Source organism: Endozoicomonas sp. Mp262 (assembly GCF_025643335.1).
Classification (GTDB): domain Bacteria; phylum Pseudomonadota; class Gammaproteobacteria; order Pseudomonadales; family Endozoicomonadaceae; genus Endonucleibacter.
Window position 1 is genome coordinate 757,800 of record NZ_CP092489.1, and the last position, 17,533, is coordinate 775,332.

The following is a 17,533-nucleotide window of genomic DNA, read 5'->3' on the forward strand; positions in this document are numbered from 1 at the left end:
GCCTCGATTTCAGGTTTGGGAATTGTAATGGATCATGGCTAGAGCTATTTTACCCCTATTTTTTAGATGTTGGAGTTATTGACCGTTTGACATCCTCCCCCACCTGATTTCGGTGGGGGATTCCCGTTAGTCACCCAACAGGCTTCCTGATTCAACACGCCTTCCCTGGATTGTAGCTAGGCCGCAATCCCTGTTCCAGTCGCTCCACAGGCTAACCCCGCCAGTCCGACGGTTTTTATATTGATAGCTGCCGCTATATCTCTATCCCAGTGTGTCTTGCATTCTGGACAATCCCATTCACGGATTGATAGCGGCAGACTTTCATGGACATATCCGCAACTGGGGCAACGCTTAGAACTGGGGAAGAATCTATCAATGACAGACACAGTACGATCAGCCCATTCAGCTTTGTACTGCAACTGTCTGACAAACTCTCCCCAGTTGGCATCCGCGATATGCTTTGCCAGCTTTGGATTTTTAACCATATTCTTCACAGCCAAATCTTCGACACAGATCACTTGGTTCTCGTTAATCAATCTGCGGGATGCCTTGTGAGTAGCATCCATCCGGCAATCGGCTATTTTTGCATGGAGACGGGCAACTTTAAGCCTTGCTTTAGCCCGGTTACTGCTACCCTTCTGCTTCTTGGTCAGTTGACGCTGTAGGTGGGCGAGCTTGTGCTCATAGCGTTTGAAGTACTTTGGGTTACCGGATTTTCCACCCTCTGACGTGATGAACAGGTCTTTCAAACCTAAATCAATACCCACCGTCTTTTTGCTGATTGGCATTGGTTTAGACTCAAGTTCACAGAGCATGGAGACAAAATACCGCCCGGCCTTGTCCTTGCTAATAGTGATACTGGAAGGCTTTGAAGGTAGCTCTCTGCTCCACTTGATAGCCAGTGACTCTTTATTCTTGGCAATGAACAACTGTCCGTTTTTCATACTGAAAGCAGAAGCCGCAAAAGTAGCGCTTTGCTTGGCATGTTTCTTTTTGAAAACAGGGTACTTTGCCCTGCCTTCCCAGAAATTTTTAAAGGCTGTTTGTTGGTGGCGTAATGATTGCTGGATAGGCACAGAAGAAACATCTTTCAACCACTGATATTCAGAGTTCTTTTTTAACTCTGTAAGCTGCTTTGAGGCATCGTTGTAATTAACGCTGTTGCCGTTTTTATAGTACTCATCAGTACGCCAGCGGAGGATATGATTGTAAACAAAACGCACACAGCCAAAGGTCTGGGCAAGTAGCTTTACTTGCTCAACTGTCGGGTAAAATCTGTATTTGTAAGCACGTTTTGTTTTCATGCTTACGAGAATAGACAAAAGCATGTAGGAGTTTCAAGTATCGTATATAGCCAGCCCCCAGCGGACTGATCGCTTGTATCCCCCACTTAGGTCAGTGGGGGTATTACGCGGATTTTGGATAAAGAAACTTAACTGAAGGGAGAAGATCAGTGACATCTATTGATATAACCAAATCAATGGATCATGGTTATATTAACCGATAATTAACTTTGCTCTCTGAGATTCAACCTTTTCAACGAATTGATGGGGCGGGTCCATGGATGCAGGATTCGGGCAGCATCCCTCATGGCAGGTGACTTAATGGCAGAGGTTGCTTCCTGACTACTGCTGAACTGTCCCTGTAACAATACATACCAATCTCTCTGATTACGACGGTAATGCACTGTCACGGCATTGGATAACTGTGGGAACCGCTGTTTCATCCGTTGAATGGCTTCAGGACGGTTTGCGGCATACCACTGAATGGTATAACGGCTATCCGGATTGGTGATAATCCGTTGCAATGGTTTTGAATAGGCTGCGGCAAGAGGCTTGGAAGAACGTTTACTGTGACTGGATGCAATCATTTGCTGAATACCTTCAGCAGGCCTGACCCAGGGATAGAGCCGGGTCGTGAGCCGTGAGAACGGTGGCAGTGAAAGGGCTTTTTGGGCAGCCTCCTGACTATTGAATGTGCCTCCCACAAGAATATAGCGATCTGAGCTGCCGGTTTGGTAGCGCAGAATCCGGGTGTTTTGAAGTATCGGGTATCGCAGCTTTAAACGTTCAAGCGTGTTGCGATTATTGGCTGCAAGCCACTGGATAGTATAACTGCCTGGGGGCGGGTTAAAACTTTCACTGTTTTTTCGGGAGTTATGAACAGGTGCCTGTCTGCCAGTGAATGGATCGTTGTAGGTTGGTTCCGGTTGTGGGTTCTGACGGTAGAAGTCAGGGTTGTAGCCATAGTCAGAATATTCCGACGGCTGATGATTAAAGTCTGGTGCCCCCGCGCCAGGTAATGTTTCCTGATAGCGCTGCCGGGGGACAGAAAATCTGCCGTTATTATGTCCATGGAAAGGCTGAGGTTCCCTGTTTTGATTTGGCTGCGCTGGAATATAGCCTTGGGGAGCCGTCGATGCCGTTGCCAAGTTCATTGGTCTGCCATCAGGTAATCTTTGGTACTGTCCTGATGGCTGCGCAGGAGGGTTAACAGGTTCCTGATAGTAGCCTGAATAAGATCCAGGGTTTTCCAGAGGTTGCGGTTCGGGGTAATAACTTTGAGGGGCTTTCCTTACGGGAAATCCTTGCGATTGGTGATAGGAATTGGCTCCCGATAAGGTTCTGCCCCGGGAATTAAATGGGGGCTTATTACTTTCTCCCGGGGTGACATTATTCACTGAAGAATGAGGATAAGGCTGATTGTAGGCTATGGGGTAGTCAGGATTGGGCTTCTCAAATCCCTGTTCATTAATAAAGCTGGATTCAAACCTTTGCTGAGACTGTGGCCTGTGATTGTCATAACCCGGCATGTAATGGCTATTGGGATTATGGTAATTCGCAGGGTTATCATAATGGGCAGGTGCTGGCTGCCGCATAGCCGGGTCAGGGTTAGGGTTAGGCTGTTGATAGTGACCATCACCGGAGAAGGCTGGCCTGGTATTGTATGAACTGTTATAGGAGCTATAGGGAAGCTGCCGCTCCCCAGGTGAACTTCCCGAGTCAGTCCGGCCACTGATAAGCTGGTCTGGGCGCATTAAGTCAAGCTGTTGAATACTGGCAACGGAGCGGGTCCATGGATAAAACCGGTCAGCAATGGCGGAACGCGGTTCTCTCTTCAGTGCTGCCATGGCGGCTATCCTGCTGGGATAGGGGCCATCCAGCAGAATAAACCACTGTTTTCCGGCACGCTGATATTCAGCAATAGTGGCTTCCTGCAGGACAGGGTAACGGGACTTCAGGTTTTCCAGCGGCTCCCGGCTATTGGCTGCCAGCCATTGCAATACATAGCTGTCAGGCGGCGCATTCAATAGCTCAAGCAGGATTGCACTGTCTGTTACAGGAGAGTTAAAGGATAGTTCGTTGTAGGGCGTGCTTTCAGGATATTCAGGGTAATAGTCAGTGCCTGGTGCAACAGCGGGCACTGCTACAAACGCGGAGTTATAGCCTGAGCTGGCACCGGGGTTAGTGCTTGGTTGGCGGCGGCTATCATGAGCAACCGACTCCAGTGATGCACTGTATCCGAGATCCGATCGGTTACGGCACAACCACTCGTTATCGCTGTCAGAACGACAATCCCATGTAGAACTAAAGGCCAGGGGTTTGGGAGGCAAAAGCAAAGCCTCTGCCGGGTAAACGACAGTACCTGTAGCCAGGGTTGTCACGACACATAGCCTGAGCTGTTTATCCTTAAACAACGCTCCACTGGGCATGGGTCAGATCCTTTTGACCAATATCTACACATTACCTTTTTTAATGTCGATTGCAAGGGGAGATGAGAAAATTAATGGGTGGTGAACCATTGCATTCGGGTATCATTACTATCTTTTCGGCGTTTATGAAGCGCACCTTCTTTTTGTTTTTGCTTTGCCCTCCATTCTTCTAAATCACGTTCACCTTTTTTACGACTGATCTGTAATCTCTGAATCATTGAGGTCAGGACATCAGTATTGGCAATAGACCCTTCTTCCCTCTCATCTTGCTTCTCCAGTTTTTTTATTAATATAGGGGCAACCTGCTCTGGAACAGTTTCATGATATTGCCTATTTTCTAATATCTTGCTACAGGCCCATTGCTGGATATATTGCAGGTGAAGCCATTCTCTTGGAGGATCGATTTCTTGTATAGCTGTGACACCATTACAAACGGGAATTTTTGTCTGGTATATAGTTAAGCAGGCATTGCCCAGGCTTTGGGTGTATGGTGTGTATTGAAGCGTTTTTTCACAAAGTTTTTTTGTATTTGGTAACTGGGAAATGGCTATTTCCCATTGATCAGGACATGACTGAATAAAATCAACATGATTGGGTATCCAATCTAAAATAAAGTTGTAATAAGTGAGGATGTATTGCTCAGGAATTAACTGTGAGCTACTTGTAACTAATAAAATAATTTTGATGTTTTTGTTTGGCTTTTCAAAGTGCTCTTTGAGGGTCTCTTTAACGACTACTTTTAATGGCTCTTTTAGTTTGACCGGCCGATGGGTATGGAGGGTTATTTTTAAAACAGGATTTTTGCTTTTGTCGGAAATACTTGTGTTCATTAAAATAGATTCTGATTGATAGTACCCTTTTTGAGCACTAACGACAAACCCGTTAAATGGCGACTCTGCTGGCTCTTTGATTAAGAAAACCCTCTCACCCTGCCAGGCAGGTTCCTCTATTAATGTGGTGATCAGTGGCTTTAGCTCCCGGGACTGCTGTTTTAATCTTTGCATCCTTTTAAATATTTTTTGATCACCTGGATTATAATCAGGATACTGTCCGGGATTTAAAAGATCATCTAGCTTTTGTCTTGCACTCCAGTAGGCGCTTGGGTCATTGCTTTCTAATCTTGTTGCACAGAGGTATGCGTGATATTGAATGGACAAAAGATCAATTTCTTGAAGAAGGTCAGGTTTTAACCGGTAGTTACTCCTTAGGTCTTCCGGGCTGAGAAGCAGCCGTTTCTTCCAGGTTATCATGGCTTCTACACTATGATGTGAATGTTTGGTTTTAGTGACCTTGGTTAAAAAGATATTCAGCAGCTGCTCATTAGTTAGTGTATGGAGTAAATAATCGGGTGAGAGCATTAAAGTTGGGTGTAAGGCATGGAGGGAGAGCGGATATAATAAAAGAATAATAAAATAATATACTCTTTGTTTTGATAAAAATAACATTGATATCCATTAAACCTGGAATTAACTAAAGAATACATTTATGACTTGGGCGAATAGCAAGGCTGGTTAATCACTGAAAACCACAGTAATCCCTGATCACTTTAAGACTTCAGTTATTGTAGACTGAAATGTATAAAAAGCTACTGCCTTTACCCTGAAATGGATACAGGCAGTAGCTTGCGGGGAGACAGGCTTACTCGCTCTTGGCGAAAAGCAAATCCCAAACCCCATGCCCCAAACGCTGGCCACGTTTCTCAAACTTGGTTTCGGGACGGTATTCCGGACGATCGGAAAAAGCATATTCACCCGCCAGGTTTTTAAATCCTTCGGCGGTAGTCATCACTTCCATCATCTGTTCTGCATAGTTTTCCCAGTCAGTTGCCAGATGGATAATGCCGCCATCGGCCAGCTTGGGCCTCAACAGTTCAATAAACTCAGGTTGCACCAGACGACGCTTGTTGTGACGCTTTTTATGCCAGGGATCAGGGAAGTAAATCTGTACCCGTGCCAGGCTGGCATCAGGAATACATTGTTTGATCACTTCAACGGCATCATCACAGTAACTTCTGATATTGCTTACCCCGGCTATATTAGCTTCATTAAGCAGGCTGCCGACCCCCGGGCGATGGACTTCAACCCCGATAAAATTGGTTTCTGGTGCGGCCTTGGCCATTGCCACCAGAGACAGCCCCATACCATAGCCTATCTCAAGTACAGTGGGTGCTGTACGTTCAAAGACCGAATCAAGGTCAATTTTGCCTTGTTCCAGTTTCAGGCCCCATTTATCCCAACATTCATCCCAGCCCCGTTGCTGGCCCGTGGTCATACGGCCAGCCCGGAGTACAAAGCTTTTTATTTTGCGGCGATGTTCGACAGATTCGGTCATTGATTTACCAATGGCAATTAATTATCAATTTCCTAAGATACCTGTCAGCACAAGGTTTGCAAATAAGTAGCGGGGCAGCAAAAGCTCAGTAGTTTTCACTTTTATGATTCCTTATGGCAAAGAGTACCAGCATTAACCAGCCTAGCATAAAAGCAATCCCGCCAATGGGAGTGACTGCTCCCAGCCAGTGCGTCCCTGTCAGGCAGAGCATATACAGACTGCCAGAGAATAACAGTATTCCTGCCAGGAAAAAGCAGGCACTCCAGTGGAGGCTTTTAGAGTCTGGATGGCTGGCGGTAAGCAGAGCCACCAGTACCAACGCAAGACTATGGTACATCTGAAAACTGGTAGCCGTCTGATAGACAGCCATCAAGCGCTCGGATAGCAGATCCTGTAGTGCATGAGCACCGAAAGCACTCAGGCCCACGGCCAGAAAACCGCCGAGGGCCCCTGATAAAAGGTAGCGGTGATTCATGTGGCTACCATGGGCCTTCTGCCTGTGATTGTCCTGTTGCTGGTACCGTTGCAGGCAACAGTGTGGCTTGCTCTGTTGCCAGCTGCAACCCTTCCCGGAAGTAGCGGGAACTCCTTTCGTGGTCTTCAAGGTGAGCAAGCAGGCGTCCCAGCTCGTTGTAGGTATCCACACATTTTCTCAGGCGCAGGCTGGCTTCAAAATATTCCCTGGCCTTACCCCAGAGTTCATTCCGCATTGCCAGCCGACCCAGGGCGAGCAGCAGTTCCGGATCATTAGTGCGTTCGCTCAGCAGTGCTTCAGCCGTTAACAGCTGCTTATTGGCATCTTTGCCCTTCACCTTTCCATAAAGCTGTATCAGGTTGATACTGTAGCTTTTAGCCAGGTTTTCCCTTAATAACCGTTCGGCTTTTTCATCGGCACCCAGGAGTGCCAGGCAATGGGCATAACGATAGAGCATAGAGGCACTGCGACGTTGGTGGGCAGTGAGTCCACTCCACACCTTATTGGCAGGCCGAACCTTGTCTTCAACCAGTTTTTGTGACCGGCCTTGCCGGAAGGCCTGTTCAAAAAGGGCTTTAAACGCCTGCTTTTCAAGGTGTCGGTACTGCCTTTCATCCACTACTTTATGCTTTTTTAATTTTGGCAGTAGCCTGGCTAAGGCTTGCCAGTCACTGAGCCTTATATAGACCTGCTTTAACAGCTTCAAGATATAGGCATGGGCCGGTGCTTTTTTGTGGAGGTGAGTGAGGGTTGCCAGGGCTTGTTCCAGTTGCCCCCCGGAAAGCTGAAGCTGAGCCTGGGTAATACCAATGGCGATTTCAGCTCCCGGCGCCTTGCTGTCGGCATGGCGAAGGTATTCCGCGCTGGCATCAATGCGACCAATCTCATGGGCGGCACGGGCAGCGGCCAGATAATTGATTAACGGTGCCTCACCGCTTTCAGCCGCCTGTGATAACAATTTTTCTGCTTTTTTCCAGTGACCATGACTAAATTCGGCCAGCCCTTTTGCGGAAAGGCGCTGGGCCTTGCTTTTGCGGGCTTTGACCGACCAGGGGTAAAGCAGTGTGCTGGCACCCAGGGAAAGCTTGACCAGTTTTATCCCGATCCAGGCCACGCCAATGGTAATCAGAATCAACAGAAACATACCCCAGAGGCTGCTTTCCAGGGTCATTCCTTCATAAGCAATCAGCACATAGCCACTGTCGTTAATCATGGCATTGGCCAGAAAGAAACAGCCTGCCAGCAGTACTAAAAAAACGGCAAACTTTTTCATTCACCTTGTCCTCCATTCTGGACAAGGCTGTCTGCCGGGGAGTCTTTATCCCCTGCCGGTGCAATGCCGACCGGCTCAGGTGTTTGTTGATTTTGGGAGCCCTGCGCTGACTGTACCTGAATGTGCTTCAGGGCTTCCAGTGCCCTGTTAATCACAGGCATTTCCGGATTGACGTTAATTGTGGCCAGCGACTTCAGTTCAGCCATGGTTGAGTGGCTGTGATCACCGGCCAGGGCAAAATATTTTTGGAGGTATTGGGTCGCCTGCTGAAGACTATCCTGGTAAACCACTTGCTGACGGGTTAACAGGGATACTTTACCCTGCTCAATCAACAGTTGAATATTTTGACGGATCAAGCCCTCCTGTTCAGGGGTTAATAGCACCTCAACAGGGGAGGTTCTATCAGCAGTAAACCGGAACAGTCCTGAAAACTCTTGCCAGGCGCGCTTAAGGCCCGATAAGGCCATGGTTTTCCAGTCACTATCATTAGCAGTACTGATAACTTTGGGTTCTGCACTTTTTTCCACATTAAAGCGATCGGCATCAAGGAGCGGGAGGGACATAACCTGCTGACCCAATGCCTGGAGTTTCAGATAAATGCCTTCCTGATCAAATGCCGGTGTGTCGTTTAATACCGCAATATCCTCAGCTAGGGCTTCACGAACGGTAAAGAGATTATAATTGTCGAGATTTTTGAGCACCTCATCAGCGCTGGCCAGTAGTGTTTTTGCGCCCTCTATATCGGTGGTCATCAGAAGACGCTGGTTGGCCAGTCGCAGAAGGTATTCTATTTCCGCCAGATACCAGTCAATCCGGGTGCTACCCTCCAGGCTTCTTACCTGGCTGGTGAGTTTGTCAACTCGCGTCAGTAGTCGTTCACCCCTTTGTTCCAGCGCCGTGGACTGTTGTTGTATGGGGATTATCTGACGGCTGGTCCGGGTCAGCTGAGTCTGCTGTTGTGACAGTTGGTAATCAGCTTGTTCGATTCGGGGAATGGCCTGGGATACCTGATTTTCCAGGGTTAGTCCCCGCCATCCGATATAAGCGGTGCCAGTCAGGGCAGCCAAGGCAATAATGAGAGCCAGAATAGTGACAGGCTGGATGGATCTTGAAGTTTTTGCCTTCGCTGATTTTTTTCCCTTTGCACCGGTGGAGTCTAAACGGTCAGCGTCCGACTCAGGGTTATTTTGTGTTGTATCGCTCACGATGGTTCTTCGCTGCTCTTTAGTCATTTACAAGAAGTATGCTCAATTTTCTTTTGTACGGCTTCTAGGGCAATAAGTTGAGAGTCCAGGTCTGCACCTTTGGCTATGACGATGTTGTTGAATCCTGACTGCCTGGCAATGGCTGCAACCCGGTTGCCAGGGATAACCAGCCACAATTTATAAAAAACATTAAAAAACCTCTCAGGTAAGTAGTTAATCAGGTTCTTTAACGTATCGCCACTGCTACAGAGAATTACATTGATCCCATTGCTTTCCAGCAGGTGTGGCAAAGCAGTGGCTGAGTAGTCAGGAGGCTGGCGAAAGTAGGTTTCCAGACAACTGACGTTGGCTCCTTTTTTCTGAAGGCTTTCCTTCAGCAGCTTTCGTCCCCCCTGCCCTTTTATAATTAAAACCTTTTCATCATTAACTGCCTTCAGGGCTGCCATTTCCAGCAGGGCCTCGCTATTAGAACCCTCCGTTGGCTGCGTTGCGTTGATGCCATAATCTGAAAGTATTTTTGCAGTGCCTGCCCCAACGGCATACCAGTCTGTGTACAGCGGCAGCTGGGGCCAGTAACGGTCAATAAGTTCAAGGGCAAAACGGGCAGCGTTAGGGCTGGTGACTATTATTTTCCGGAATTCATCAAGGGACAAGACGGTATCGCGCATGGACTGGCTTTCCTCGATGGGAATAATCTCCAGCATGGGAAGTTCCCAGGCCATTCCCTGATATCGTCGGATTGCCCGGGTTAATGGTCCTGCCTGGTGCTTCGGCCGGGTTACCAGGGCTCGGATTGAGTGCAAGTGCATAGTAGATCCGAAAGCGCAAAAAATTATACAACTAACAGGAAAATAGAAGCTTATACGACCCTTTATTAACCATGACCCAATTCTGCCAGAATTTTATGGGCTCCCTGACTTAATAAAGCATCTGCAACCTCAATACCCGCTGCTTTACTTTGGTTTGCAGGACAGGTGACCTCCGCCCTGATAATCAGGCTGCCATCCGGTTGCCCCACCAGTCCCCGCAGGTGGAGTTTGTTATTCTCAAGTTCTGCAAATCCACCAATAGGCACCTGGCAGCCGCCATTCAGGTGCCGGTTCATTGCTCGCTCTGCTTCTACGCAGGTGGCGGTATCCTGGTGGTGCAAAGGTGCAATAAGTTGCAGGGTTTCCTGGTCATTATCACGTAATTCAATGCCAACGGCTCCCTGTCCGGCTGCGGGCAGGCTCTCCTGTGTGGAAAGATAACTGCAGATTCGATCTTTCATGCCCAGACGAATAAGGCCAGCCGCTGCAAGGATGATGGCGTCATAATGGCCGTTATCCAGTTTTTCCAGACGGGTGTTTACATTACCCCGGAGGAATTTAACCGTTAAATCGGGTCTTAAAGAGAGTAGCTGGCACTGTCTTCTCAAGCTGGAGGTGCCCACCACAGAACCTTCCGGTAACAGGCTCAGGCTTTGATAATGCTGAGAGACAAAGGCATCCCTTGGGTCTTCACGAGGGCAGATAACACCCAGTCTTAAACCGTCAGGGAAAGCCATGGGCACATCTTTCATGGAGTGAACGGCAATATCTGCCCTGTTTTCCAATAGGGCGGTTTCCAGCTCTTTAACAAATAGCCCCTTCCCTCCTATTTTTGCCAGGGGGGCATCCAGTATACGATCACCCTTACTGGTCATTTTAACCAGCTCCACCCGGATACCTGCATGATGGAGCTCAAGCTGTTGCTTTACATATTCTGCCTGCCAGAGAGCCAGGGCGCTTTTGCGAGTGGCGATACGGATGGTCTTCACGGGTTTCTGCTTTATCATCGGAAGAAAGGGCTGATCATACGCTAATGGCAATCGTCCATAAACTCTCCCGGATAATGGCTGTATGGCAGGCTTTTAAAACCTATAATGCCAAACACCAAATAATGAAAACTAGAGAGGCCGGTCATGTCAGATAGCAGTAACCAGCAATGGGGAGGGCGGTTCAGTGAAGGGGTTGATGCCTTTGTTGCCCGGTTTACGGCATCCATTGATTTTGACAAGCGACTCTATCGCCACGATATTGAAGGTTCCGTCGCCCATGCCCGGATGCTGCATAAGTCAGGGGTGCTTTCAAACAATGAGATGGCTGCCATAATTCAGGGGTTGGAAGGTATACTGGCTGATATTGAACAGGGTAAGATCCGGTGGTCTGTTGAGCTGGAAGATATTCATATGAATATCGAAGCCCGCCTGACCGAGCGTATCGGCGAAACAGGAAAAAAACTGCATACAGGCCGGTCAAGAAACGATCAGGTGGCAACGGATATACGGCTATGGCTAAGGGACGAAATTGATCTTATTACCGATGAAATAGTCCGGTTGCAAAAAGGGCTGGTGGATCTGGCTGACAAGGAAGCAGAAACCATTATGCCCGGTTTTACCCACTTGCAGACGGCACAGCCAGTATCCTTCGGTCATCACCTGATGGCCTGGTATGAAATGCTGGTCAGGGATTATGAGCGGTTACTGGACTGCCGGAAACGGCTCAATTTCTGCCCTTTAGGCGCTGCCGCCCTGGCTGGAACAACCTATCCTATAGACCGTAACTACACTGCCAGTTTATTGGGATTCCACCGGCCAACGCGGAATTCACTGGACTCTGTCAGTGACCGGGATTTTGCCATTGAGTTTTGTGCAGCGGCAGCCCTGGTGATGACCCATTTATCAAGGATGTCAGAGGAGTTGGTACTTTGGACTTCTGCACAGTTTGATTTTATAGCATTGCCTGATCGTTTCTGTACCGGCTCTTCTATCATGCCCCAGAAAAAAAATCCCGATGTCCCGGAGTTGGTGAGGGGAAAAACCGGTCGGGTCAACGGCCACCTGATATCACTGCTGACCTTAATGAAGTCCCAGCCCCTGGCCTATAACAAGGATAACCAGGAAGATAAGGAACCACTGTTTGATACGGTAGATACCCTGAAAGGATGCCTGAGGGCCTTTGCTGATATGGTGCCTCATATCCAAAGCAAACCGGAAAACATGGCGGAGGCAGCGAGAAGAGGTTTTAGCACGGCAACGGATTTGGCGGACTACCTTGTGGTAAAAGGCATGGCTTTTCGCAATGCCCATGAGGTGGTGGGCAAAGCTGTGGCCTATGGGGTTAAGGAAGGAAAGGATTTATCGGAAATGACTCTGGAGGAATTAAGGGGATTTTCTGATGCAATTGGAGAGGATGTTTTTAAGGTGCTGACCTTAAGTGGTTCTGTTAAGTCACGGAATCATTTGGGAGGGACTGCCCCAAACCAGGTACGGGAGGCTGTCAGGGCTGCAAGACTACATTTACCCTGAGAAAAAATGGCAATAACTTTTTCGACTATACTCACCCCACGGTCAACAATAACAGGCAATGATCATGGGGCTTGAAAAAAGAGTAGAGAGGCTTGAGTCTAACTTTGACTCTCTTGATGGTGCTGTCCGCAACCTGATAAAAATTACAGGGGAGACGCACCAGATCATTCAGGAAAACCAGAGGGAAAACCGGATACGGTTTGACCAGCACGACAGGGATATCGCCTCCCTGAAAGGCGACGTTGCTGATCTAAAGCGTGGTTTATCAGCCCTCACCGCCGCCACCTTTGCTGGCTTCAAGCGATGTGACGAGCAACATGCAGATGTACTGGCACACATAAAGCGGAGTGATGAACAACATGCAAAAACGCAGGCTCAATTGAGGCGGAGTGATGAGCAACATGCAAAAACGCAGGAGCAAATAAGGCAGAGTAATGATCAGCATGCAAAAACACAGGCTCAGTTGAAGCGGAGTGATGAGCAACATGCAAAAACACAGGAGCAATTAAAACAGCTGGAACTACTAATTCGCCAACTTCATCCAACTAATTAATACCAACTAAATTTTTTTCTCGTTCCCAGCGTCCTCGCTGGGAATGCAGACGGATGTCTCTAATTGTTACGACTTGGAGAAGTATACATTCCCAGACTGGAGAGACTGTTGCAAAAGGTTTTTTCGAACCACGAAGAGCACGAAGAATTTTTAAAAAAGCCTTGGTGTAATTAGTGTTCTTCCTGGTTCCAAAAAAAACAGGGCATTGCGCTGAGACTTTCTCGACAACTTCTGGAGCTTGGGCTTGGGAACCCCCTGTGCCAGCATAGTTGTCGCCTCTTCCGGTTTTTCAAAGCTTAACAGGGGGCGTACCGGGGAGCATATTTATGAAATATCTGGGCTAAACCAAAACTCGTTTGAAAACCGGATATTCGACTTGTTCATTAAGCGAAGCGATTACTAAAGCGCGCTCATCACAGCTCTATCAAATTACGGTTCTCTAACTGGGCGCGGTTTAGGCACCAACACCTCTGAACGTCCATCATTAATGAGTTTCTCTAACTCTTCATGGCTCATAGTGAGCTTAAAGTGTTTATGGGGCGTTTCAATGGGTGGTTTTTGTTGGGCTTGTGTGGCTGGCGTAAGCAGAATATCACCTGCCTCAGTCAGCGAAATTTTCAGGTGGGTCTCCTGGGTAATCCCCAGTTGATGACACAAATCCACCGGAATGGTCACTTGACCGTGCTGGTTGGGTTTCAGGTAGCGCATAACAGTAGTTTATTGTGATTAATATAAATTAATAGATTAGTTATTAATTTGTAGTAATCAAGGATAGAGAATCAGTATTAACCAGCGGTGATACCTCTTCCTTTTTGCACCATATCTGGTAATAATGCCGTCTCTGCTTGCAGTCCCGGAGGACGACCTCATCCTCGCCAGCCCTACTTGATACGTAAGACCCCATCAATGAGAAAACTGACAGAAGACCAGTATGAAGCCTTAATGACCAATGCCAGGGTCATCGAACGGGATACCTTCGGGCCAAAAGTGCTGCGTCTGGCTGATGAAAGTTTTCTAAAGATTTTCAGGCGTCGGAATATGCTGTCATGGTCCCTGATCAGACCCTATTCCCTTAAGTTTGCAGCTAATGCGGAAAAGCTTAAGACAATGGGAATTCCTACAGTTGAGATACAGAGGATTATGAACCTGCCGGTGCCAAGAAAAACTGCGGTTCAGTACACCCCTCTGGCCGGTTTTACCATCAGGGAGTTATTTAAGAAAGGACAGCTGACAGACAACCTGATCAAAAGACTTGGACAGTTTATCCATCAGCTGCATCAGGAAGGGATCTATTTCAGGTCACTGCACTTTGGAAATATTGTGCTGACACCTGAAGACCAGTTTGGCCTGATTGATATCGCTGATATGAGGTTTCTAGGCAGACCACTGCGAAAAGCCGAGGTGATTCGCAATTTCAATCATATGAAGCGGTATGTGAAGAGTGATTTTGAATCGCCGGAGCAGTTTGAATTGTTGCAAGAGTATTATTTAAACCATTAATAAATGGAAATGGATATCAATTTTTTTCTGAAATGGTTTAAATAATAGATGTTTTATATTCTTAAATATTGCCTGTCATAGTGAGTATTTCATCATAAATGCGTTGGCATGATTGATCATCGGTAAAGTGATGGAAAATCCATTTTGCATTGTATTCTTCCTTTAGATTCGATACTAGCTGATCATCTATGTTGGATTTTATATCCTCGATACTGTAGGTGATTTGTCCTGGTAATACTTTTTCATAGTTGTAAAGTAGTCCTCTTGATTTTTTGTATTTGTTTAAATCATAAGCAAATCGTATTATTGGTCTATCAAGTAGTAAGTAATCAACAAATATACTGGAGTAATCGCATATTAAAATAGATGTTTGTCGAAGGATTATATTTGATTCAGAATATTGATCTGCCCCTAAATCAATAATGGAATTGTTTTTAATTAGTCTTTGGTGCTTTGCTCTGAAATTATTTTGTAAAGCAACTCCATGATATCTGACACCTAAAATTAAATTGTTTTGATCGAGATATTTTACTAAGCTGCCTATTTCGTTATCTGAGAAGAAATAATCATCATTAGGATCATCTCTAAATGTAGGAGCGTAAAAAACAAGTTTTTTACCTTTTGTTGATTCTTTGATTCTTCTTAAATCTTCAATATAATCCTTCGGTAGTTTGTTTTCATTGCAAAGTAGCCAATCAGTTTTAGGGATTCCTGTTATTGAAAGTTTGTTTCCATGTAGTAGCTGGCAAGCACTCATTATGGCTTTGTCGGTGTTTGAAGAACAGCAGAAAAGATCATAATCCTGACTTCTTTTATATGTCTTTTTAAACCCTTTTTCCGTATAATTTTTTTGTAGGTTACCTACTGCCTTTATTGGGATTCCGTGCCATACATTGACTAGCTTGTACCCTCTTATTCCAGTAAACCATCCTAAAAGAGGCTTTTTCCCATGTGTTATTATAAAAACTTTTGCTTTAAGGGCATCTAGTATTTTATTTTTAGGTAAAGTGCTATATACCTCTGTTTTTGAGTACATTGATTGAATATATGTATTTGGAGTTATTCCATTGTTTATTATTATAGTTTTAAATTTCCCCTTTTGATATATGTGTTCAAATAATGCACGCAAGTTTCCTCCCCATGTTTGTTCTTTATCAATAAAAAAAAAGATGATGTTCTTTTTTTTTATTACTCTTGAAAGGGAAGGGAATAGTAGCTTTGAAATTAGTTTTTTTGACATGATAGTTAAAAATATTTTCTTAAGAACAGCTCTATGTTTATTAACATCCAGACTTTCATGGCATGTCCATGACTTGTTTTTAGTATGGGGTTTTCAATCATTTTTATTATAGTTTCTCTATTGATAAAGTCTGTGATCAGAGAGCTTTTGCTAGTCAAAATGCTGGTTGCGTATTTCTTAAAGTTTCCACCAAGCCAATTGTGCAAAGGGACAGGGAAACCCATTTTTTTACGATATAGTATTTCTTTATTTAATGAGTCTTGATATGATTTTTTTAGAATGTATTTCGGAGTGTCATATATTTCAGAGATTTCATCCCCGAGTAGAGTATTTATATTACCGGGTATATTGTTTTTCCATTTTATCTTATATTTATTAGGTATTGAAAAGGCAAACTCTACTAATCTGTGATCAACAAATGGAACTCTTGCTTCAACACTAGCTGCCATTGTGGTGGTGTCTACCCGCTGAAGGAGGCCTTGAAGATGTACATTTTCGAAACTGTATAACATTTTAGTTAAGTAAGACTGATCTTCTATCTCTTTAAATATATTTTTAAAGTGGTTTATTAGTCTATTTTTGCTTTCAATATATGATGCTTTATCTCTGAAAAGAGATGATTTTAACTCTTCAGGAGTATAACTATATATATTTAAAAAATGGTCTAGCTCAGAATCAAAGCTGCTTGTGCCATACTTGGTTAATACTTTTTGTATAAAATCACTATTCTTTCTGTTATTTGGATCGTTGATTTTATTGTAGTCGTCAGAAGATCTAAAAATCCGACCATAACCGCCAAAAATTTCGTCAGCGCCTTCTCCAGATAGTACAACAGTAATATGTTTTTTTAGCTCTTTAGACATTAAATATAAAGGTACTTCATTTGGCACTCCTAAAGGAGCATCTTTATAAGATATTAGCTGATCCATTGTATCAATATATTGGTCAGCAGTTAGAATTATTTCATGATGAGTTGTATTATATTGATCAGCAACTATTTTAGCGTATTTTAGTTCATTGTAGTTTTCCTCATCAAATCCTATGGTGAATGTTTTGATTGGAGATGATGAGTTTTTTGCCATGATAGAAGTTATAATACTTGAGTCTACTCCTCCAGAAAGATATGCGCCTATAGGTACATCTGATATCATACGATAACGTACAGATGAGGATATTAACTCTTTTATTTTGTCTATATAATAGTTTTCCTCATGTTCAACACTACTATTAATATTATCACTTAAAGACCAGTACTTTTTTATTTGTATTGCATTATTTTTGATATGGATATAGCAACCTGGTTTAAGAGAGTTAATATCCTTGAAGAATGTATTGTTTAGTATTGGATATCGAAATGATAAGTATGATGATATGGCAGATAAATCTATCTCTCTTTTTTTAGATGATAAACTGAGTATGCTTTTTATTTCAGATGAAAATATTATTGTATTTTCTTTAGGTTGTGTGAAATAAAGAGGTTTTATTCCCAGTCTATCTCTAACAATGAAGGTTTCACCTTTCCTTTTATCATAAATTGCAAAAGAAAACATTCCTATTAGCTTTTCTATGAATGATATTCCGTATTCTATATAGCTATTTAATAGAACTTCTGTATCACTGTTTGTTGAGAATAGGTAACCTTTTTTAATAAGCTCTTGTTTGATCTCTAAATAGTTATAGATTTCACCATTAAATACTAAAATCACCTCATTTTTATTACAAATCATTGGTTGGTTTGCATGGTTGTCTAAGTCAATAATGCTTAGCCGAACATGGCCTAGCATTATTTCATTGTTATCATATATTCCATAGCTGTCTGGGCCTCTATGCTGTTGAAGCATGAGGGATGTTTTGAATTGGTTTTTAGATGGGAGATGACAAGTGGCAGAAAAGTAACCTAGAATTCCGCACATGAT

The 17,533-nt window shown here is 44.7% G+C and carries 15 protein-coding genes; 3 read left to right on the forward strand and 12 right to left on the reverse strand.

Annotation, left to right across the window (positions count from 1 at the left end; all coding sequences use genetic code 11):
- Positions 1-176: 176 nt before the first annotated feature.
- The 9 genes from MJ595_RS03265 to hemC all read right to left on the reverse strand — a co-directional run bounded on the left by MJ595_RS03265 (position 177) and on the right by hemC (position 10,794).
- A complete protein-coding gene (locus MJ595_RS03265; RefSeq protein WP_263081107.1) occupies positions 177-1,304 on the reverse strand; it encodes a transposase in 1,128 nt (375 codons plus the stop codon).
- A 203-nt stretch (positions 1,305-1,507) separates the two neighbouring features.
- A complete protein-coding gene (locus tag MJ595_RS03270; protein ID WP_263081108.1) occupies positions 1,508-3,712 on the reverse strand; it encodes an SPOR domain-containing protein in 2,205 nt (734 codons plus the stop codon).
- A 71-nt stretch (positions 3,713-3,783) separates the two neighbouring features.
- Positions 3,784-5,157: a hypothetical protein gene (locus MJ595_RS03275; RefSeq protein ID WP_263081109.1), complete on the reverse strand. Its 1,374-nt coding sequence runs from the start codon at positions 5,155-5,157 to the stop codon at positions 3,784-3,786.
- Between the two features lie 193 nt (positions 5,158-5,350).
- The gene (gene trmB, locus MJ595_RS03280) at positions 5,351-6,043 is read right to left on the reverse strand and encodes a tRNA (guanosine(46)-N7)-methyltransferase TrmB (RefSeq protein WP_263081110.1); all 693 of its coding nucleotides are present in this window, start codon (positions 6,041-6,043) and stop codon (positions 5,351-5,353) included.
- An 85-nt stretch (positions 6,044-6,128) separates the two neighbouring features.
- Positions 6,129-6,518 (reverse strand): DUF423 domain-containing protein, encoded by a 390-nt coding sequence (locus MJ595_RS03285; RefSeq protein ID WP_263081111.1) that lies wholly within the window; start codon positions 6,516-6,518, stop codon positions 6,129-6,131.
- A 4-nt stretch (positions 6,519-6,522) separates the two neighbouring features.
- Complete coding sequence (locus MJ595_RS03290) at positions 6,523-7,791, reverse strand: heme biosynthesis protein HemY (protein WP_263081112.1); 1,269 nt, start codon at positions 7,789-7,791, stop codon at positions 6,523-6,525.
- Positions 7,788-9,023 carry a uroporphyrinogen-III C-methyltransferase gene (locus MJ595_RS03295; RefSeq protein ID WP_263081113.1) on the reverse strand — a complete coding sequence of 412 codons (1,236 nt, stop codon included), beginning with the start codon at positions 9,021-9,023 and terminating at the stop codon, positions 7,788-7,790. Before MJ595_RS03295 ends, MJ595_RS03290 begins: the two co-directional genes overlap by 4 nt.
- On the reverse strand, positions 9,020-9,805 hold the full coding sequence (locus MJ595_RS03300; RefSeq protein WP_263081114.1) for a uroporphyrinogen-III synthase: 786 nt from the start codon (positions 9,803-9,805) through the stop codon (positions 9,020-9,022). Before MJ595_RS03300 ends, MJ595_RS03295 begins: the two co-directional genes overlap by 4 nt.
- Before the next feature lie 65 nt (positions 9,806-9,870).
- A complete protein-coding gene (gene hemC / locus MJ595_RS03305) occupies positions 9,871-10,794 on the reverse strand; it encodes a hydroxymethylbilane synthase (RefSeq protein ID WP_263081115.1) in 924 nt (307 codons plus the stop codon).
- A gap of 144 nt (positions 10,795-10,938) precedes the next feature.
- Here hemC and argH point away from each other — a divergent pair, with 144 nt between their 5' ends.
- Both argH and MJ595_RS03315 read left to right on the forward strand, forming a co-directional pair.
- A complete protein-coding gene (argH, locus tag MJ595_RS03310; RefSeq protein ID WP_263081116.1) occupies positions 10,939-12,324 on the forward strand; it encodes an argininosuccinate lyase in 1,386 nt (461 codons plus the stop codon).
- 64 nt (positions 12,325-12,388) lie between these two features.
- Positions 12,389-12,877: a hypothetical protein gene (locus MJ595_RS03315; protein ID WP_263081117.1), complete on the forward strand. Its 489-nt coding sequence runs from the start codon at positions 12,389-12,391 to the stop codon at positions 12,875-12,877.
- A gap of 429 nt (positions 12,878-13,306) precedes the next feature.
- Here MJ595_RS03315 and MJ595_RS03320 read toward each other — a convergent pair whose 3' ends face one another.
- Complete coding sequence (locus tag MJ595_RS03320) at positions 13,307-13,585, reverse strand: hypothetical protein (RefSeq protein WP_263081118.1); 279 nt, start codon at positions 13,583-13,585, stop codon at positions 13,307-13,309.
- A gap of 198 nt (positions 13,586-13,783) precedes the next feature.
- Between MJ595_RS03320 and MJ595_RS03325 the strand changes: the two genes are divergently transcribed.
- On the forward strand, positions 13,784-14,377 hold the full coding sequence (locus tag MJ595_RS03325; protein WP_263081119.1) for a toluene tolerance protein: 594 nt from the start codon (positions 13,784-13,786) through the stop codon (positions 14,375-14,377).
- 61 nt (positions 14,378-14,438) lie between these two features.
- On the opposite strand, the gene MJ595_RS03330 is transcribed toward MJ595_RS03325, so the two are convergent.
- Both MJ595_RS03330 and asnB read right to left on the reverse strand, forming a co-directional pair.
- A complete protein-coding gene (locus MJ595_RS03330) occupies positions 14,439-15,617 on the reverse strand; it encodes a CDP-glycerol glycerophosphotransferase family protein (protein ID WP_263081120.1) in 1,179 nt (392 codons plus the stop codon).
- Between the two features lie 5 nt (positions 15,618-15,622).
- A complete protein-coding gene (gene asnB, locus MJ595_RS03335) occupies positions 15,623-17,530 on the reverse strand; it encodes an asparagine synthase (glutamine-hydrolyzing) (protein ID WP_263081121.1) in 1,908 nt (635 codons plus the stop codon).
- Positions 17,531-17,533 lie beyond the last annotated feature (3 nt).

What these genes read in the sequence shown, in the direction of transcription:
- MJ595_RS03265 (WP_263081107.1), bottom strand. Translation starts at nt 1,304, where the DNA reads ATGAAAACAAAACGTGCTTACAAATACAGATTTTACCCGACAGTTGAG.
- MJ595_RS03270 (WP_263081108.1), bottom strand. Translation starts at nt 3,712, where the DNA reads ATGCCCAGTGGAGCGTTGTTTAAGGATAAACAGCTCAGGCTATGTGTC.
- MJ595_RS03275 (WP_263081109.1), bottom strand. Translation starts at nt 5,157, where the DNA reads ATGTTATTTTTATCAAAACAAAGAGTATATTATTTTATTATTCTTTTA.
- trmB (WP_263081110.1), bottom strand. Translation starts at nt 6,043, where the DNA reads ATGACCGAATCTGTCGAACATCGCCGCAAAATAAAAAGCTTTGTACTC.
- MJ595_RS03285 (WP_263081111.1), bottom strand. Translation starts at nt 6,518, where the DNA reads ATGAATCACCGCTACCTTTTATCAGGGGCCCTCGGCGGTTTTCTGGCC.
- MJ595_RS03290 (WP_263081112.1), bottom strand. Translation starts at nt 7,791, where the DNA reads ATGAAAAAGTTTGCCGTTTTTTTAGTACTGCTGGCAGGCTGTTTCTTT.
- MJ595_RS03295 (WP_263081113.1), bottom strand. Translation starts at nt 9,023, where the DNA reads ATGACTAAAGAGCAGCGAAGAACCATCGTGAGCGATACAACACAAAAT.
- MJ595_RS03300 (WP_263081114.1), bottom strand. Translation starts at nt 9,805, where the DNA reads ATGCACTTGCACTCAATCCGAGCCCTGGTAACCCGGCCGAAGCACCAG.
- argH (WP_263081116.1), top strand. Translation starts at nt 10,939, where the DNA reads ATGTCAGATAGCAGTAACCAGCAATGGGGAGGGCGGTTCAGTGAAGGG.
- MJ595_RS03315 (WP_263081117.1), top strand. Translation starts at nt 12,389, where the DNA reads ATGGGGCTTGAAAAAAGAGTAGAGAGGCTTGAGTCTAACTTTGACTCT.
- MJ595_RS03320 (WP_263081118.1), bottom strand. Translation starts at nt 13,585, where the DNA reads ATGCGCTACCTGAAACCCAACCAGCACGGTCAAGTGACCATTCCGGTG.
- MJ595_RS03325 (WP_263081119.1), top strand. Translation starts at nt 13,784, where the DNA reads ATGAGAAAACTGACAGAAGACCAGTATGAAGCCTTAATGACCAATGCC.
- MJ595_RS03330 (WP_263081120.1), bottom strand. Translation starts at nt 15,617, where the DNA reads ATGTCAAAAAAACTAATTTCAAAGCTACTATTCCCTTCCCTTTCAAGA.
- asnB (WP_263081121.1), bottom strand. Translation starts at nt 17,530, where the DNA reads ATGTGCGGAATTCTAGGTTACTTTTCTGCCACTTGTCATCTCCCATCT.